Consider the following 15,286-nt stretch of genomic DNA (forward strand, 5'->3'; position numbering starts at 1 on the left):
GGCTCAGGCTGATCTCGATTGGAAACTCGGTACCGTCCTTGCGCAGTCCGTAGAGTTCTAGCCCGGAACCCATCGAGCGCACTCCCGGGTTGGCGAAGTAACCGTCGCGATGCTGCGGGTGCTTGTCGCGAAAGCGCGCCGGCACCAGCATTTCGACTGTGTTACCGAGCATCTCGGCCCGCGCATAGCCGAAGAGTTTTTCCGTCTGCGCATTGACCAGCGTGATGCGACCGTTCTTGCCGACGATCACCATCGCGTCCGGCGCTGACTCGAGCAGCGCGCGGAACTTGTCATCGGGAGCGCTGCGTCCATTGACGCGAAGTGGCTCCCCCGCGCTGCGGTTGGAACGTCCGTCTCTATTCATGGAATCGCCTCGCTCTCAGAGTTCAAGTTCCATGCCGCATGCTGTGAATGATTTTGGACACCGCAAGCGAACCGGGAAGAAGGCGGGCGACAATTGGATGGCAGTGCCGTCATAAAAATGGCGCGATAAGGCTATCGGCTCATCGATGCGACTACTTGCACGATCGGCGCGACTCCGAGCAGCTGACCTTCTGACGACTATATAATTTTGTAGTAAAAAATAACTGCAACGCAAACGGCCGCCGCCGAGGTCTGGTGACGCCCCGCGATCCTTCAGACCGCGCGCGATTTTGAGTAAGCTGGAGATTTCAAGAGCGAAATCGAAGTGGCGAAGCTGCTTGATTTACCAAGGTTGGAGGGGTGGCCGAGTGGTTGAAGGCACCGGTCTTGAAAACCGGCAGGGATGAAAGTCCCTCGTGGGTTCGAATCCCACCCCCTCCGCCACCCGAGTGAATTCTTCCGTTTGGCTCAGGGTTCGCCGCGAGGCCGCAGTTTCGGAAAATCCGGATGCCGGAGGGGATCGCCGGGCTTGAGTGTTTCCGGAAGCTTCAGAAACACCGATCGGGGTTCGTCGGTGGTTCGGCGCCGATCGGGGCGAACTTCGTCGAGTACGCCTTTGGTCCGCGGAGTGTAGACCGCATCGTCGCCGAAGAAACGCAGCGACAAGGTGCGCCGTCGAGTGCCAGGGCTGGTTGGTGCGCCGCCGTGCAGCATCCCAGGATGAAAAACGAGCACGTCGCGGGGCTCGACGGCCCACGAAACAATGTCCCATCGCGCGCGTTCCGCTTCTATATTCGGCAGCCGCGGCAGACTTCCATCGCCGTAGAGCGGGGCCGTGTCGTCTTGCGCATCGAATCGCGAGCCGTCGAACAGAGTTTGGCGATGAGACCCGCGAACGAACTCCAGCGAATGCTCCTTGGCGACGGCCTCGAAGGTTATCCACATGACGGCGAGCATATCGCCGCCGATCGGAAGGTACGATGAATCCTGATGCCACGGCGTGCGGCGGCTTTGACCACCCTCCTTCAGAAACACCTGCTCGTACATGAACCACACGTTGTGTGTATCCCACAGTGCAGCCGCGAGGTCAGCGGCAGGAGACTCCTCGAGCATGGGCAGGTAAGCGCCAATCGCGTTCGGGTTGGCCAGGTCCTGGTAGAAGGTCGCGGAGGAATCAGGCTGGGAAAACTTCGATGCACCGGCGCCCGGATGAGCCAGGCTCCAGTTGTAGGCCTGTTCTGCCATGCGCAACGACGCCGGATCGATCGCGTTCCGCAGACAGACGACGCCGTCGGTCCGAAACGCTTCGCGATAGGATGTGAAATCTCGCTCAACCATGACACCAACCTTTTCGAACCTGGTCGAGTCCTAAATTAATTAGAACACTACCAACCGCCCGCGCGAGTGCAATCGCCCGAGAATCAGGCGGTGGCGGGGTTTTGGAGGTTGGTGGAGGTGGGATATCCTGACGCTATCGAAGATCGAGAGCCTGAAGGAGGCTGACGAATGACTCGCACGATTCCAATGCGCAATGGTATCTTCCTTGCCCCGTTTCATCCGCTTGACCAGGATCCGACGGAAGCAATTCACCGCGACCTGGAACTGGTCCAGAACCTGGACCGGCTCGGCTATGAGGAGGCCTGGATCGGCGAGCACCATTCGGCCGGCTTCGAGATAATTTCCTCGCCCGAGGTTTTCATCGCCGCCGCGGCGGAAAGAACCAAAAGGATCCGCCTCGGCACCGGCGTGGTGTCGCTGCCGTATCACAACCCACTGATGACGGCGAATCGGATGATCCAACTCGACCATCAAACGCGCGGCCGCGTGATGTTCGGGGTTGGTCCCGGCCTGCTTCCTTCCGACGCCATGATGCTGGGAATCAATCCGATGACTCAGCGCGATCGCATGATGGAGGGGTTGCAGGTCATCATGCGTCTGTTCGACGGCGAGGTGGTGACGGAAAAGAGCGATTGGTACAACCTGGTCAACGCGCGCGCACATCTGCTGCCCTACACCAAACCGCATCCGGAGATCGCGGTGGCGAGTGCAGTAAGCCCCTCGGGCGGGCGCGCCGCGGGCAAGTACGGTTTCGGGATGTTGTGTGTGGCGGCGACCAATGCGGATGGGTTCGATGCGCTGGCGACCAATTGGCAGATCGCAAACGAGATCGCGGCCGAGAGTGGACGCACGATGGATCGCAGTCGCCTGCGGCTGGTCGGGCCGGTGCATCTGGCCGAGACGCGCGAGCAGGCGCGCAAGAACGTCGAATACGGCATCCATAAATTTATGGAATATTTCGCGAGACTGAATCCGCTCGCGCCAACCCCCACCAACGGCAAGAATCCGATCGACGAAATGATCGAATCCGGTCGCGCCGTGATCGGCACGCCCGACGACGCTATCGCGCAACTGAAACGGCTCGAGAACAAGCAGGGTGAGTTCGGGGCGTTCCTGCAGCTCGCGCACAACTGGGCGACCTTCGACAAGACCCTCAAGTCGTTTGACCTGTGGGCCGAGCACGTCGCGCCGGTATTCAAAAGCGCCAACGTTAGCCGTCAGGCGTCATACGACTGGACCATGTCGAATGCGAAAGACTTCATGGGGCAGGCGATGAACGCCGCCGGCGCGATGATTCAGAAGCACGCCGAAGAGCGTGCCGCGAAGCATGCGGCCGAAGAAGGCGCCGCCGCGACACGCCGGGCATCGAAGTAGTTCAGCGCACATACGGCTGACGATCTCGGCCTGGCGGTAAGCTACGGCGGCGTTCTGTCGAGAGCGGCGCTTGCTACGACCACTCCTTAGGCACGGCTTGCGCGCGCTGATGGGTAAGCAGTTTGGAGCGGCGCGCCTGCTCGTCAGGTGTCACCGAGGCCGGGTCTTCGCGATACTCGGGACCAGCTGCCATCGCCTTTTTCACCGCCGGCCGTTCGCCGATCTCATCGAGCCAGCGCTTGACGTTGGGAAATTCGTTGAGATCGAGATTGCGATTCTGCCAGGTGGTCGCCCACGGATAGCAAATCATGTCGGCGATCGTGTATTCGCCCGCGGCGAGATATTTCTTCTTGTGCAATCCGAGATTCATCACACCGTAGATGCGATGGACTTCGTTGTCGAAGCGCAGCAACGCGTAGGCCTGGTCGCCGTTTTTGCCGGCGTTGGCAGTGCGCCGAAAATGCCCCTGCTCGCCCATCTTGGGTCCCTGGTTGGCCATCTGCCAATACATCCACTGCGCGACGTCGTATTTCTTGTGCGGTTCCTTAGGCCAGAACTTCCCGCTTTTCTCGGCGAGATATTCCATGATGGCGCCTGACTCGAAGATTGTCAGCGGCGAGCCGCCACCAATCGGATCGTGATCGACAATCGCCGGCATCCGGCCGTTGGGCGAAATTTTCAGAAAGTCGGCGGTGAGTTGATCGCCACGACCAATATTGATCGCCTTGATTTTATAGGGGATAGCGGCTTCTTCGAGCAGGATGGAAATTTTTTTCCCGTTTGGAGTGGGCCAGAAATAAAGATCAATCATCTTAGTCCTCCGCGGCTGGCTACTTGGCCAGACCTTCGGCCTTCAATGTTTCGTGCACCTTCGGGCGTCCGCTCACGCGAGCCTGGTAGGCAGCGACATTGGGATAGGGTTTGAGATCAATTCCGGCGAAGTTGGTCCAGTTGATAATGGTGAACGCGTACGCATCGGCGACCGTGAAGTTACTCCCCAGCAGGAACTGCCGATTCGCGAGCTGATCGTTGAGATACGCCAACCGTTTGTTGATGTTGGTCTTCGCCGTATTTTTGGCGTCGTCCGACGAGGCCTTGTTGAACAGCGGGCCGAAGTTCTTGTGAAGTTCGGTGCCGATGAAGTTGAGCCACTCCTGCAGCCGATAGCGCTCGATAGTCCCGGCTTTTGGCGCGAGTCCGCTCGCCGGATTCTGATCCGCCAGGTACTGAACGATGGCCGGGCCCTCAGTGAGAACGCTGCCATCATCGAGACGCAACGCGGGAACATAGCCCTTGGGATTGACCTTCATGTAATCCTGGCCGGTTTCCGTCTTATGTTCGGCGAGGTTCACCTTTTCCAGTTCGACCGGGATGCCGGCCTCGGTTGCGACGATGTGGGGTGAAAGCGAGCATGCACCGGGTGAGTAATAGAGTTTCATCGAAATCTCCTCTTCAATTTAATTGGCGGTGTGAAATCGAAACGCTCCATCAATGCGAGCTGTCACTCTAACTAGCGCAAAGCGGAAAAAAACACACGTGGATCTCACGCGCCTGGGCGAGAACACGACTAGCTCGTCATCGATGGCGGCTGAGGGTAGTGGCGGTTTTGAAATTAAAACGCCGCCCACTACCGACGCGTCGACGCGCGAGATCCTCGCGTCGCTAATGATGACAGGCGTTTCGCTTAGTGGTGCTCGCCGCCACCTTCCGCATGCCCTCCACCAGCTTGACCGTGCCCGTCATGCACTTCATTTCCGTGGAAGTTAGCAACCTTATCGGGACGCTTTTCAGGTTCAGGTTTCTCGCCAACCTTTGGCGTTGGTCCTTTGTAGCCGCGTCGAACATCGTAGGTATTATCTACATGCCCCTGGAAGTGTTCAGGGCCGTGATACCATGGGCCAGCGCCAATAAACACTCCGTCACTAAACCACTCCGGGCCATAGTACCCGTAAGGAGCACACCCATAAGGAGGATAGTCATAGTAACCGTAAGGACATTCAGGGGCCGGCCCAATGTTGATATTGATCTGAGCCTCTACTTTCGGAGCGGCTATCGTGAAGCAGATTGCAGCCACAGCAGCTATCGCAAGAAATTTGCATCGGTTCATAGGTTATCCTCGAGTGTAGTAGGAGTTCGTCGACCTGCTTCTAGGCTATTCATTGCGAGGGAAAAAAAACAAGCGCGAGACAGATTCGCGATGTTCTGATTACGGAGATTTGCCCTTGCGCGATTCTTCCTGTTTGCGTAGCTCGACGCGGCGGATTTTTCCGCTGACTGTTTTGGGTAGCTCGTCGATGAATTCTATCTCGCGCGGATATTTGTAGGGCGCCGTGATGCGCTTGCAATGCTCCTGTAGGTCCGCAACGAGTCGATCGCCGGGCTCGGCGCCGGGCCGCAGCTTCACGAAGGCTTTGACGATCGATCCGCGATCCGCGTCGGGGCTCGCGACCACTGCGGATTCCATCACTGCGGGATGTTCCAGCAGGGCGCTTTCCACTTCGAACGGGCCGATTCGGTAGCCGGCCGAGATGATGACGTCGTCGGCGCGGCCGACGAACCACAAATAGCCGTCCGCGTCGCGCGTGGCTTGGTCGCCGGTCAGGTACCAATCGCCCTTGAACACGCTGGCCGTCTCTTCGGCGTTCTTCCAATATTCGAGAAACAGCGAGGGGGGACGCTCCGGAGTCACGCGCACCGCCAGTTCGCCGAGTTCGTCGGTCTTGGTCTCGGCGAGATCATTGTTGATGACGCGGACGTCGTGGCCCGGGAAGGGCAGGCCCATCGAGCCCGGTTTTACCGGCATCCCCGGCATGTTCGCCGCCAGGATTGTCGTCTCCGTCTGCCCGTAGCCGTCATGAATCGTGAGGCCGAACTTCTCGCGCCACACTTCGATCACTTCGGGATTCAACGGCTCGCCCGCACCGGTGCAATGCCGCAGTTTCGGGAATTCAAAGCCCGCGAGGTCCTCTTTAATGATCATCCGATACTCAGTCGGCGGCGCGCAGAAAGTAGTGATGCCATAACGACCGAGTAACTCGAGTTCTTTGGTGACGTCGAAGCGACCGTTGTACATGAACGTCGTCACGCCGTTCATCCACGGACCGAACAACACGCCGTACGCCGCCTTGGCCCATCCGGTGTCGGAGGTTGTCCAGTGGATATCGCCGGGCCGCAGGTCCAGCCAGTTGAGCCCGGTGAATTTGTGACTGTAGGTATACGAGTGACTATGCAGGACCGCCTTCGGTTCGCGCGTCGTGCCGGAAGTGTAGTAGCAAATCGCCGGCTCCGACGCCTTGGTATTCGCGGCCCTGAACGCAGCCGACGAGTGTCCCATGTATTCCTGCAGGCTGATCCATCCGGTGCGCGCGGCGCCGGCGATGAAGTAGTGCTCGACGCTGGGGCATTGCTTGCGCAGCTCGGCGATCATCGTGGCGTTCTCGACGCATGCGATAACCGCGCGCGCGCCGGAATGGTTCGCGCGATACACCAGGTCCTTCTCCCGCAGCATCGAGGTGCATGGGATGACGATCGCGCCGAGCCTGAGCGCTCCGATATAAGCCGCTTGCCACAGCGTGATTCGCGGCAACACCAGCAGGACCGCGTCGCCGGGCCGGATTCCATGGCCGGCGAGAACATTCGCGATACGCTTCGATTGCGCCGCGATGTCCGCGAAGGTCAGACGCGCGCGCCGGCCCTCACTGTCTTCCCACAGGATCGCGACGCGATGCGGATCTTCGGCGAACTTGTCGATAGTCGCGGCGAAGTTGAAATACTCCGGGGTCTCCCATCGGAAGTCGCGATACTTGCGCCAATACTGTTCGAGTGCGTCAGGCTCGAGTGAATCAGACTTTATTAGATCACTCATGGGCGCGAATTCCCGCGCGCCGCGTGCTCCGGCGGCGCCTGCGATCGCTTCGCCGCCGCCTTGATGTACTTCACGGTCACCGGAGACAGGTCGTCGCGTTCGACCCGCACGTCGATAATAGCGAACGATTTGCAGTCATGCGCGGCTCGTAGCGCGTCGCGCAACTGCTCGACTGTGGTGGCCTCGAATCCTTCGCCGCCCCAATCTCGCGCGAGTTGCGCGTATGGCCACGGCGGAATCTCGAGCAGCTCGCGGCGCTCGGCAATCGGCCGGAAGATGCCCCATCCGCCGTTGTTGATCAGCACTACGATCGGATTCACGCCCTTGGCCGGCGCCTGAGAAATTTCAGGCCCCGTCATCTGGAAGCCGCCGTCGCCGCACATCACCAGTGGACGAAGTCCGCTGCCGATCTGCGCGCCGAGCGCGGCCGGCACCGCAAATCCCATCGACGCGTAGAATCCCTGCGCGAAATAGCCGTTGTTGTGAGGCACCCGGATGTCGAGCCCGCCGAACAGCATGTCGCCCGACTCGGTCACCACTATGTAGTCGCGCTTGTCGGCCAGGAATTCGTTGACGACCGCAAGGATCTGACTGACCTTGACCGGCTTGCCGTTGCGCGCAGCGATCTCGCGAAGATTGTCGGCGTATTGCACCTTCTCATGATGCTTCCGCAGCTTCTCTCGCAGCAGCGCGCGCGCAAAATCGCGCACCCCGACATCGGTGTAGGTGTGATACTTCACCTCGACCTTGCGATCGGCGGCCCATACCGTCTTTTCCTGGATCACGTGCGGCGGACGGTTGCCGAAGTTCATGTCGGTTCTGAGACATCCGAGGTTGAGCACGAAATCCGCTGCGTCCATCCGCTCGACGATCGATGGCGGACTGATCGGGCCCACGTGCACGCCCATGTACAGCGGATGGTCCATCGGGAACGCGCCCTTGCCGAGCACGGTGGTGAACACGGGCGCGCCCATCTTTTCGGCCAGCTCGACCAGATCGTGCGACGCCTTGAAGCGGTGAATCTCGATACCGGCGATCAGCACCGGCTTGCGGCTCTCGTTGAACATCGCGGCCGTCTCATGCGCCGCTTCCTCGACTTTGCGCGCGTCGGATTCCTGGAAGTGCAGCCGCCCATCCCACTCGATCAGATCCTCGGGGACTTCGATTTGCCTGTCGACCATGTCGCGATGAATCTCGACGTAGCCGGGCCGCTGCTCGGCCCAGATGCGCTTCACGACGCGATGGAGTTCGCTGGCGGCCGTGCTCGGGTCAGTCAGCACGGCGCCCGCGCAAGTCACTTCGTCATAAATACGACGCTGGGAATCGATCTCCCGAGCCTGGTGATGAATCAGAGTGCCGAGCTTGCGCTCCTCTTCGCCCGGACCGCCTGAAAAAATCAAAATCGGCACGCGTTCCGAAAACGATCCCGCGACCGGATTCACCATGTTATGGCCGCCGGCGCCGTAAGTGACGCAGATCACGCCGATTTTGCCGGTCGCGCGCGCATAGCCGTCCGCCGCGAAGCCGACGCCCGGCTCATGCGACAGCGTGATGATTTCCATCCCGTGCTTGCGCCCCAGGGCAAAAAACAACTTGAGCGCGAGGTCGCCGGGGATACCGAAAACATGCGACACGCCAATCTTGCGCAGGTACGCGACCAGGAAATCGCCCAGCGCCATGTGCCTCTTCACTCCGCTTCGCCTCCTCGATCGTCGCTATTGTAACAAAAACGACCCCACCGGAAGACATCTTCGGCCACGCGCTGTGTTAGAGTATGCTGTTAGCGGGGAAGACGATGTTCTCGAAGATACTTCGCATGCAATTCCTGGGGCCGATGCAACTCAGCCGGCTCGTAATGTTCCTGCCGCAATTCGTCCGTCTCTTTTATCGGCTGTGGACCGACGACCGCGTCCCGATGCTGGCGAAAGCGGTGCCGTGGATGGGCGCGCTGCTCATGCTGACCCCGCCCGCGCTCGAGCTCGACATGATCCCGATCGTCGGCGAGCTCGATTGGCTGGTTATCGGCTATCTCACTCTCAAGGTTTTTATCTGGCTCTGCCCGCCCGACGTGGTGCGGGAACACGTCGTCCAAATCGGGCGTGGCGAATAGCACAGCACGCTGATGCGGCCCCGTAATCTCCTTATCGCCGTCGCGGCGATCGTCATCGTCGCGCTGCTGTTGCTGAGCTTCCTCGATCAGCTGCTGGTCGACTACCTGTGGTACGGCAGGCTCGGCTTCGGCGGCGTTTTCAGTACTACCGTCGGCGCCGAGATCGCGATCTTCCTCATCGTGTGGCTGGTCGCGTTCGCCGCCATTTTCGTGAGCGGGCTGATTGCGATCGGCTCGAGTCGCAATCACGAGCGGCTGCGCGTCGTGCGCCGTCCCGACGAGATGGTCGAGGTCAATCTGCCCGAGCTGATTCGCGCGCTCGGCGAACGGGTGCCGTGGCGCGTGATCGTCGCGGGCGGCGCTGCAGTGCTGGCGCTGTTCGCGGCGCAGGGCGAGGCCTCCAGCTGGGACGTCTACCTGAAGGGACTCTACGGCGTGCCGTTCGGAATCGTCGAGAAGGCGTTCGGCAACGACATCGGGTTTTACGTCTTCACGGTGCCCCTGCTCGAGGAGATGCGCGATCTGTTCCTGATGCTGATCGTGCTCGCGGCCGGGATGGCGATCGCGGTCTATTGGGCGCGCGGCGCGCTCGACTTCAAGGAATCGCCGCCGCGGGTTTCGCCCGGCGCCGCGGGACATCTGTCTGTTCTGCTCGGATTGTTCTTCATCCAGCGCGCGATGAGCTACTGGCTCGGTCGCTTCGACCTGCTGCTGCATACCGACGGTGTCGTATTCGGGCTGCGCTACGTCGATCGAATTCTATGGCAGCCTGGGCTGTGGCTACTGGTGCTGCTGGCGCTGGTCGCCGCCGCGATGTGCATCTACAACGCGCGCGAAGGCGGACTGCGAATTCCGGTCGCCGCGTTTGTTATCGTCTTCGCCCCCGCGCTCATCATGAATTTCATTCAGCCGGTGATCGAGCGCCTGTGGGTCAAGCCCGATGAGTTGCGGGTCGAGAAGCCGTACCTGGAGCGCAATATCGAGGCGACGCGGCACGCATACAAGCTCGACACGGTTGACGTGAAGCCGTTTGCGGGGCAGGGCACGCTCACGCCCGCGGCGCTCGAGCAGGACGAGGCGACGGTCAAGAACATCAGGCTGTGGGATCCGCGCCCGCTGATCGACACCTACCGCCAGTTGCAGGAAATCCGCACCTACTACGATTTTCGCGACGTCGATATCGACCGGTACTGGATCGAAGGCAAGTACACCGAGGTGATGCTCTCGCCGCGCGAGATGAATATCGACGCGCTGCCTGATACCGCGCAGACCTGGGTCAATCAGCATCTCAAGTTCACGCACGGCGCGGGGCTGGCGATGAGTCCGGTCAACAAGAAGGATACCGAGGGCCTGCCGGTCTTCTATATAAAGGATATCCCGCCGCGCTCGGATGTAGGGCTGAAGGTTGATCAGCCCGCGCTTTATTTTGGCGAGGCGCGCGACAACTACGCCGTGGTCGATTCGGCGACGCCCGAGTTCGACTATCCCAAGGGCGCAGACAACGTCTTTTCGTATTACGCGGGATCGGGCGGCGTGCCGGTATCGGGATTTTTGCGCCGGCTGCTGTTCAGCATCTTCTTTCGCGACATCAACCTGCTCGTTACCGAAAATATCGTCGATAAGAGCAAGATCATGATTCGCCGCAACATCAAGGAACGAATCCAGTACATCGCGCCGTTCCTCGATATCGACCGCGACCCTTACGCCGTGATTCTTAACGGGCGCATGGTCTGGATCCTTGATTGCTATACGACCAGCGATCATTACCCGTACTCGCAGCGCAACACTTCCGGCATCAACTACATCCGCAATTCGATCAAGGCGGTGGTTGACGCGTACACCGGCGACACCGATTTTTACATGTCGGATCCCGACGACCCGGTTATCAAGACGTGGCAGCGCGTGTTCCCCGCGATGTTCAAACCGATGTCCGCGATGCCGTCGGACTTGCGCGCGCACATCCGATATCCGGAAGATTTTTTCCTGATCCAGGCCGACACGTTCCGCACCTATCACATGACCGATCCGCAGGTCTTCTATAACCGCGAGGACCTGTGGGGATTTCCGCGCGAAAACTATGCCGGCGAGACGGTCCCGATGACGCCGTACTACGTGATCATGCGGCTGCCGGGCGAGACGCAGGCGGAATACATGCTGATGCTGCCGATGACGCCGTCGGGACGCGACAACATGATCGCGTGGATGGCCGCGCGTTGCGATGGCGCCGATTATGGTCATCTGTTCGAATACTCGTTTTCGAAGGACCGGCTTTTCTACGGCCCCTATCAGATCCAGGCGCGTATCAATCAGAATCCCGAAATCTCGCGGCAACTTTCGCTGTGGAATCAGATGGGCTCGAAGGTCCTGCTCGGCAACCTGCTCGTGATACCGATCCAGGATTCGCTGCTCTACGTCGAGCCGCTGTTCATCCGCGCCGAAAACGGCCAGTTGCCGGAATTGCAGCGAGTGGTCGCGTCATACAGCGACCGCGTCGTGATGGGCGATACGCTCGACCTGACGATGACGGCGCTATTCGAGAATCAAGCTCCGCCGGCGCCAACGATCGCCAAGGCAATAGCGACCGAATTGGCGCCGCAATCGACCGCGCAGGGCCCAAGTCCTGGCGCAGGGAAAGCCGACATGACCAGCGCCGCGCAGCACTACAATCGCGCGATGGACGCAATCCGCGCTGGCGACTGGACCGCATTCGGCGCCGAGATGAAAGCTCTGGGCGACGAGCTGTCGAAGCCCTCAGACTCCAGCCACCCCTGATAGAAAAAGATCTCCGCGTTCGTTCGCCACTTAGCAAATTGACGATATGCTCTTAAGGGCATACAATTGAATCGTGAGGTCGGGGAAAGGGGAGTCGCTCAAACCGGTAGTATGGGTTCGGAGCAGCAAAGACGATCTGAAAAAGTTTCCACCGACCGCCCAATCGCACATCGGTTTCGCGATCAAAGTTGCGCAGAGCGGAGGAAAACATCCCGACTCGAAACCGATGAAGGGTTTCGGCGGTGCTAGCGTTGTCGAGATCGTTGAAGACTACGACGGCGATACGTATAGAGCGGTTTATACTGTCAAGTTCGCTGAGGCGATTTATGTTCTTCATGCTTTTCAGAAAAAGTCCAAGTCGGGTGTTGCAACGCCGAAACGCGAAATCGATCTCATAGAGGAAAGGCTTAAGCGCGCAAAAGAATTGCACAGCTTGAGAGTTCACTCCAGGAGATAAAAAACCTTATGAGTAAATTCGTCGATTACGAAGTTGGCAGCGGGAATGTCTTTCGAGATCTCGGTCTCCCCGATGCCGACGAACTCGACATCAAGGCGAACCTCGCGATCAAGATCGGCCAGATCATTGCGCGTCGCGGGCTGAGCCAGGTCAAAGCGGCGGCCCTGCTTGGAGTCGACCAGCCTAAAATATCAGCGATCGTGCGTGGCCGCCTGGAAAAGTTCTCGATAGAGCGACTCTGTGAATTCCTGACTCGACTCGGCTGCGACGTGAACATCCGGGTGCAGGAGAGGAACAGGCCCGCACGGGGTAAGATGAGGATCCAGATCGCCTGAAAACCGTTCGGCCTGACGACTCTCTGCACGAGTTATCGAAGCCCTCAGACTCCAGCCACCGCTGACCTCACCGCCCGTCCGGTTCTCCGTCCACTTGGGGGAAGGGGTTAGGGGTTAGGTTGCAAGCATCGCTCACGATTCCTGCGCGCGACTCGTTTTCCTTCGCCGCGCGGCGTCTCATCCAAAAGTCACACTCCTGCATATTCTGTTCCTTGGGTAACTCGATGCGCGTCGCATCTGTCCGCCGTCCCTTAGAACTATTGTGTCCCTCTGCCATCGTAATGAAGGCGCAAAATTGAGAAACGTTCTGAAGCATCGCGATCGGCTGCCGATTGAGGCCTCCCGGCCCACCTCGCGGCAATCATCTTTCGGCGATCGTATCGCAGCTATCGCCGAGCTTGGCGTCGCTACGATTGCGGCCGAGCGATGCGCGATTGCGTTTCAGTCCAACGGCGTCCATCTGGCGCAACTGGCATGCGCGCCGCCGGGAGACTCAAAATGGGACCCGATTGTGAAGGCGGTCCTGCTCGCGCTCGACAATCGGTTAAGTGATGTGGTTGCTGCGCGTGGGACCAGGCGGCCGCGTGGTGTTCCGAGTTCAAACGAATCGATTGATCAGATAGCGCTGAGCGCGCGTGAAATCGCCGCGATCGCGCGAGTCGAGAAACTAGCCGAAGGCTATCAGCTGGTTGCGTCGGCGTTCACCGACGGAGCCAGTTCCGTGCGAATCGCGATAGTGGCGCCGGTCGATCGCGCCCGAAGTGAACTGGAAGCGTTGCTTCAACTGATGGCGCGATCGGTCTTGGCTGAAATCGAACTGAGCGCGGCGCGCACGTCGCTCGAGTTCTGGCGCACACACGGCGCCGAGAACGGCCGCCAGGCCGCAGGCGCAAAGCGGGAGTTGGCCCGGGAGCGGACGGCATCGAATTACCTGGACCATGCGGTTGCCGCGGCGCGGCGTGCGCAGCCGGCCGATTGCTTCCAGCGTTTCGGCGAAATCGTCGCAGGCGGAGCCGGGTTCGATCAATGGATGGTCGCGACAGCAGACGGCGGCGAGCTGATGCTGACCGCTACTTCGCCGGGCGTGCCTAAGGAATTCGATCCGTCGGAGGCCAGAACGCTGTCGGAAAGTTTCCGGCGCCACATCGTGATCGGGCATTGGTCCGATCGCGACACGAGCAATGCCTATAGCGTCAAGCAGTATCTCGAGGAGAGAGTTTTCGCCGGGTCGTATGTTTGCATCCCGTTCGGGGCCGGGGCGATCGCGCTTGCCTCACGCGACGCGCGCGCATCCGCCGCACGGGCCGAGGCGATCGTCGAGCGGCTGGCTCCGTTCGCCGCAAGCTGGGTGCTGGAGCGCGATGCGTCGCGGCACGGCATCCTGGTGCGTCAGCTTGCGCTCAGGATGTTTGCCGCCATCGACGAGGAGCGCGCAAAGATCGCTCGCGACCTGCACGACGATCAGGCGCAGTTGCTGGCAGCCGCAAAGATCGCACTCGACGGCCCGCCCGAAGCGGCGCGCTCCATTTTCATGCAGGTCGAGGAGGAGCTGCGCCGCAAAACGCGCGAACTTCGTCCCGCCACGATCGGAAACGCCTCGCTCGATGAAGCAATCGAGCGTGAGTTTGGCCGGCTCAATCGCGCAGGCGTGAAGGCGAAATTTGTTCATCTCGGTAGCGGCGGCGAGGCGGAGGAAATCTCGCGCCCGGTCCAGCAACTATGTTTCCAGGTCGTGCGCGAGGCCCTGTCCAACGTGATTCGGCATGCGCGAGCGAAGTCGGTCCAGATCACGATCGAAAAGAACTACGCGGCTGCGCGCATCTCAGTCAGCGACGACGGCCGCGGTATCGCCAGCGGCCACAACGAGGGCACTGGTTTGACCGGCGTGCGGGAGCGGCTCGAGTTGATGGGCGGGACGTTGGTGGTCGAATCGCGAGCCGGTCGAACCACAGTCGTCGCCGAAATTCCGGAGACAGCCTGATGGAAGATCACGGGCGGATTCGCGTGCTGCTCGCCGATGACCACCGAATCTTTCGCGAGGCATTGCGGATGTTGCTGGCGAATGAGTGCGAAGTGATCGCGGAAGCGTCGGACGGTGAGCAAGCCGTAGCGCTTGCGTCGCGCCTGAAGCCGCAAGTGGTTGTGATGGATATTGGGATGCGCGGAATCGGAGGCCTGTCCGCCGCGCGTCGAATCGCCAAAGAAGCTCCGAGCTCCAAAGTGCTGATGCTCAGCGAGTATCAGGAAGAGGAATACGTGCTCGAGGCGCTCGGTGAAGCGGGCGCCGCGGGTTACGTGGTCAAAACCGACGCGTCGGCTGAATTGCTGAGTGCGGTGCGCGCGGTTAACGCGGGGCGGCAATATCTCAGCCCCACTATCGCGCCGATCGTTCTCGCGCGGCTTCGCAATGGCGCGACTACCAATGGTTCCCGTGCGACGAGTCCGACCCGGCGCGAGCGCGAAGTGCTGAAGCTGATAGCCGAGGGAGCGACCACCAAGGAGGTCGCACACCGACTCGGGATCAGCGTCAAGACCGCGCAGGCGCATCGCGACAATCTCAAACAGAAACTCGAACTGCGATCGACCGCCGCGATGGTGCGATACGCGATCAAGCACAAGCTGACCCGCATCGACTGAATCCCATCCATTTTGTTCCGCTTCCCCCGCTCGGA

General features: G+C 60.2%; 14 protein-coding genes and 1 tRNA gene. 8 read left to right on the forward strand and 7 right to left on the reverse strand.

Features of this window, described 5'->3' with window-relative positions; translation table 11 throughout:
* Positions 1-364: PAS domain S-box protein (locus WB650_RS11100; protein ID WP_423960455.1), on the reverse strand; the 364-nt coding region annotated here is incomplete at its 3' end.
* A gap of 353 nt (positions 365-717) precedes the next feature.
* On the opposite strand from WB650_RS11100, the gene WB650_RS11105 reads away from it, so the two are divergent.
* Positions 718-807 (forward strand) — tRNA-Ser (locus tag WB650_RS11105).
* 24 nt (positions 808-831) lie between these two features.
* On the opposite strand, the gene WB650_RS11110 is transcribed toward WB650_RS11105, so the two are convergent.
* Positions 832-1,701: a phytanoyl-CoA dioxygenase family protein gene (locus tag WB650_RS11110; protein ID WP_422303337.1), complete on the reverse strand. Its 870-nt coding sequence runs from the start codon at positions 1,699-1,701 to the stop codon at positions 832-834.
* Positions 1,702-1,869: 168 nt separating this feature from the next.
* On the opposite strand from WB650_RS11110, the gene WB650_RS11115 reads away from it, so the two are divergent.
* Positions 1,870-3,075, forward strand: coding sequence for an LLM class flavin-dependent oxidoreductase (locus WB650_RS11115; RefSeq protein WP_422303336.1), 1,206 nt, complete (start codon positions 1,870-1,872; stop codon positions 3,073-3,075).
* Positions 3,076-3,148: 73 nt separating this feature from the next.
* On the opposite strand, the gene WB650_RS11120 is transcribed toward WB650_RS11115, so the two are convergent.
* The 5 genes from WB650_RS11120 to WB650_RS11140 all read right to left on the reverse strand — a co-directional run bounded on the left by WB650_RS11120 (position 3,149) and on the right by WB650_RS11140 (position 8,631).
* Complete coding sequence (locus tag WB650_RS11120; protein WP_422303335.1) at positions 3,149-3,886, reverse strand: glutathione S-transferase N-terminal domain-containing protein; 738 nt, start codon at positions 3,884-3,886, stop codon at positions 3,149-3,151.
* 19 nt (positions 3,887-3,905) lie between these two features.
* On the reverse strand, positions 3,906-4,514 hold the full coding sequence (gene gstA / locus WB650_RS11125; protein WP_422303334.1) for a glutathione transferase GstA: 609 nt from the start codon (positions 4,512-4,514) through the stop codon (positions 3,906-3,908).
* Positions 4,515-4,759: 245 nt separating this feature from the next.
* The gene (locus WB650_RS11130) at positions 4,760-5,182 is read right to left on the reverse strand and encodes a hypothetical protein (protein ID WP_422303333.1); all 423 of its coding nucleotides are present in this window, start codon (positions 5,180-5,182) and stop codon (positions 4,760-4,762) included.
* A gap of 99 nt (positions 5,183-5,281) precedes the next feature.
* Positions 5,282-6,940: an acyl-CoA synthetase gene (locus tag WB650_RS11135; RefSeq protein ID WP_422303332.1), complete on the reverse strand. Its 1,659-nt coding sequence runs from the start codon at positions 6,938-6,940 to the stop codon at positions 5,282-5,284.
* A complete protein-coding gene (locus WB650_RS11140) occupies positions 6,937-8,631 on the reverse strand; it encodes a thiamine pyrophosphate-binding protein (RefSeq protein WP_423960458.1) in 1,695 nt (564 codons plus the stop codon). Before WB650_RS11140 ends, WB650_RS11135 begins: the two co-directional genes overlap by 4 nt.
* A 104-nt stretch (positions 8,632-8,735) precedes the next feature.
* Here WB650_RS11140 and WB650_RS11145 point away from each other — a divergent pair, with 104 nt between their 5' ends.
* The 6 genes from WB650_RS11145 to WB650_RS11170 all read left to right on the forward strand — a co-directional run bounded on the left by WB650_RS11145 (position 8,736) and on the right by WB650_RS11170 (position 15,251).
* On the forward strand, positions 8,736-9,050 hold the full coding sequence (locus tag WB650_RS11145; RefSeq protein ID WP_422303330.1) for a hypothetical protein: 315 nt from the start codon (positions 8,736-8,738) through the stop codon (positions 9,048-9,050).
* Positions 9,051-9,062: 12 nt separating this feature from the next.
* Positions 9,063-11,822, forward strand: coding sequence for a UPF0182 family protein (locus WB650_RS11150; protein ID WP_422303329.1), 2,760 nt, complete (start codon positions 9,063-9,065; stop codon positions 11,820-11,822).
* 73 nt (positions 11,823-11,895) lie between these two features.
* Positions 11,896-12,279, forward strand: coding sequence for a type II toxin-antitoxin system RelE/ParE family toxin (locus tag WB650_RS11155; RefSeq protein WP_422303328.1), 384 nt, complete (start codon positions 11,896-11,898; stop codon positions 12,277-12,279).
* 8 nt (positions 12,280-12,287) lie between these two features.
* Positions 12,288-12,614, forward strand: coding sequence for a helix-turn-helix domain-containing protein (locus WB650_RS11160; protein WP_422303327.1), 327 nt, complete (start codon positions 12,288-12,290; stop codon positions 12,612-12,614).
* Between the two features lie 295 nt (positions 12,615-12,909).
* Positions 12,910-14,595, forward strand: a complete 1,686-nt coding sequence (locus tag WB650_RS11165) for a sensor histidine kinase (protein WP_422303326.1) — start codon at positions 12,910-12,912, stop codon at positions 14,593-14,595.
* Positions 14,595-15,251, forward strand: coding sequence for a response regulator (locus tag WB650_RS11170; RefSeq protein ID WP_422303325.1), 657 nt, complete (start codon positions 14,595-14,597; stop codon positions 15,249-15,251). The genes WB650_RS11165 and WB650_RS11170 overlap by 1 nt, the downstream gene beginning before the upstream one ends.
* Positions 15,252-15,286: the final 35 nt, after the last annotated feature.

The organism is Binatus sp. (SeqCode), assembly GCF_049584895.1.
Taxonomy (GTDB): Bacteria; Desulfobacterota; Binatia; order Binatales; family Binataceae; genus Binatus.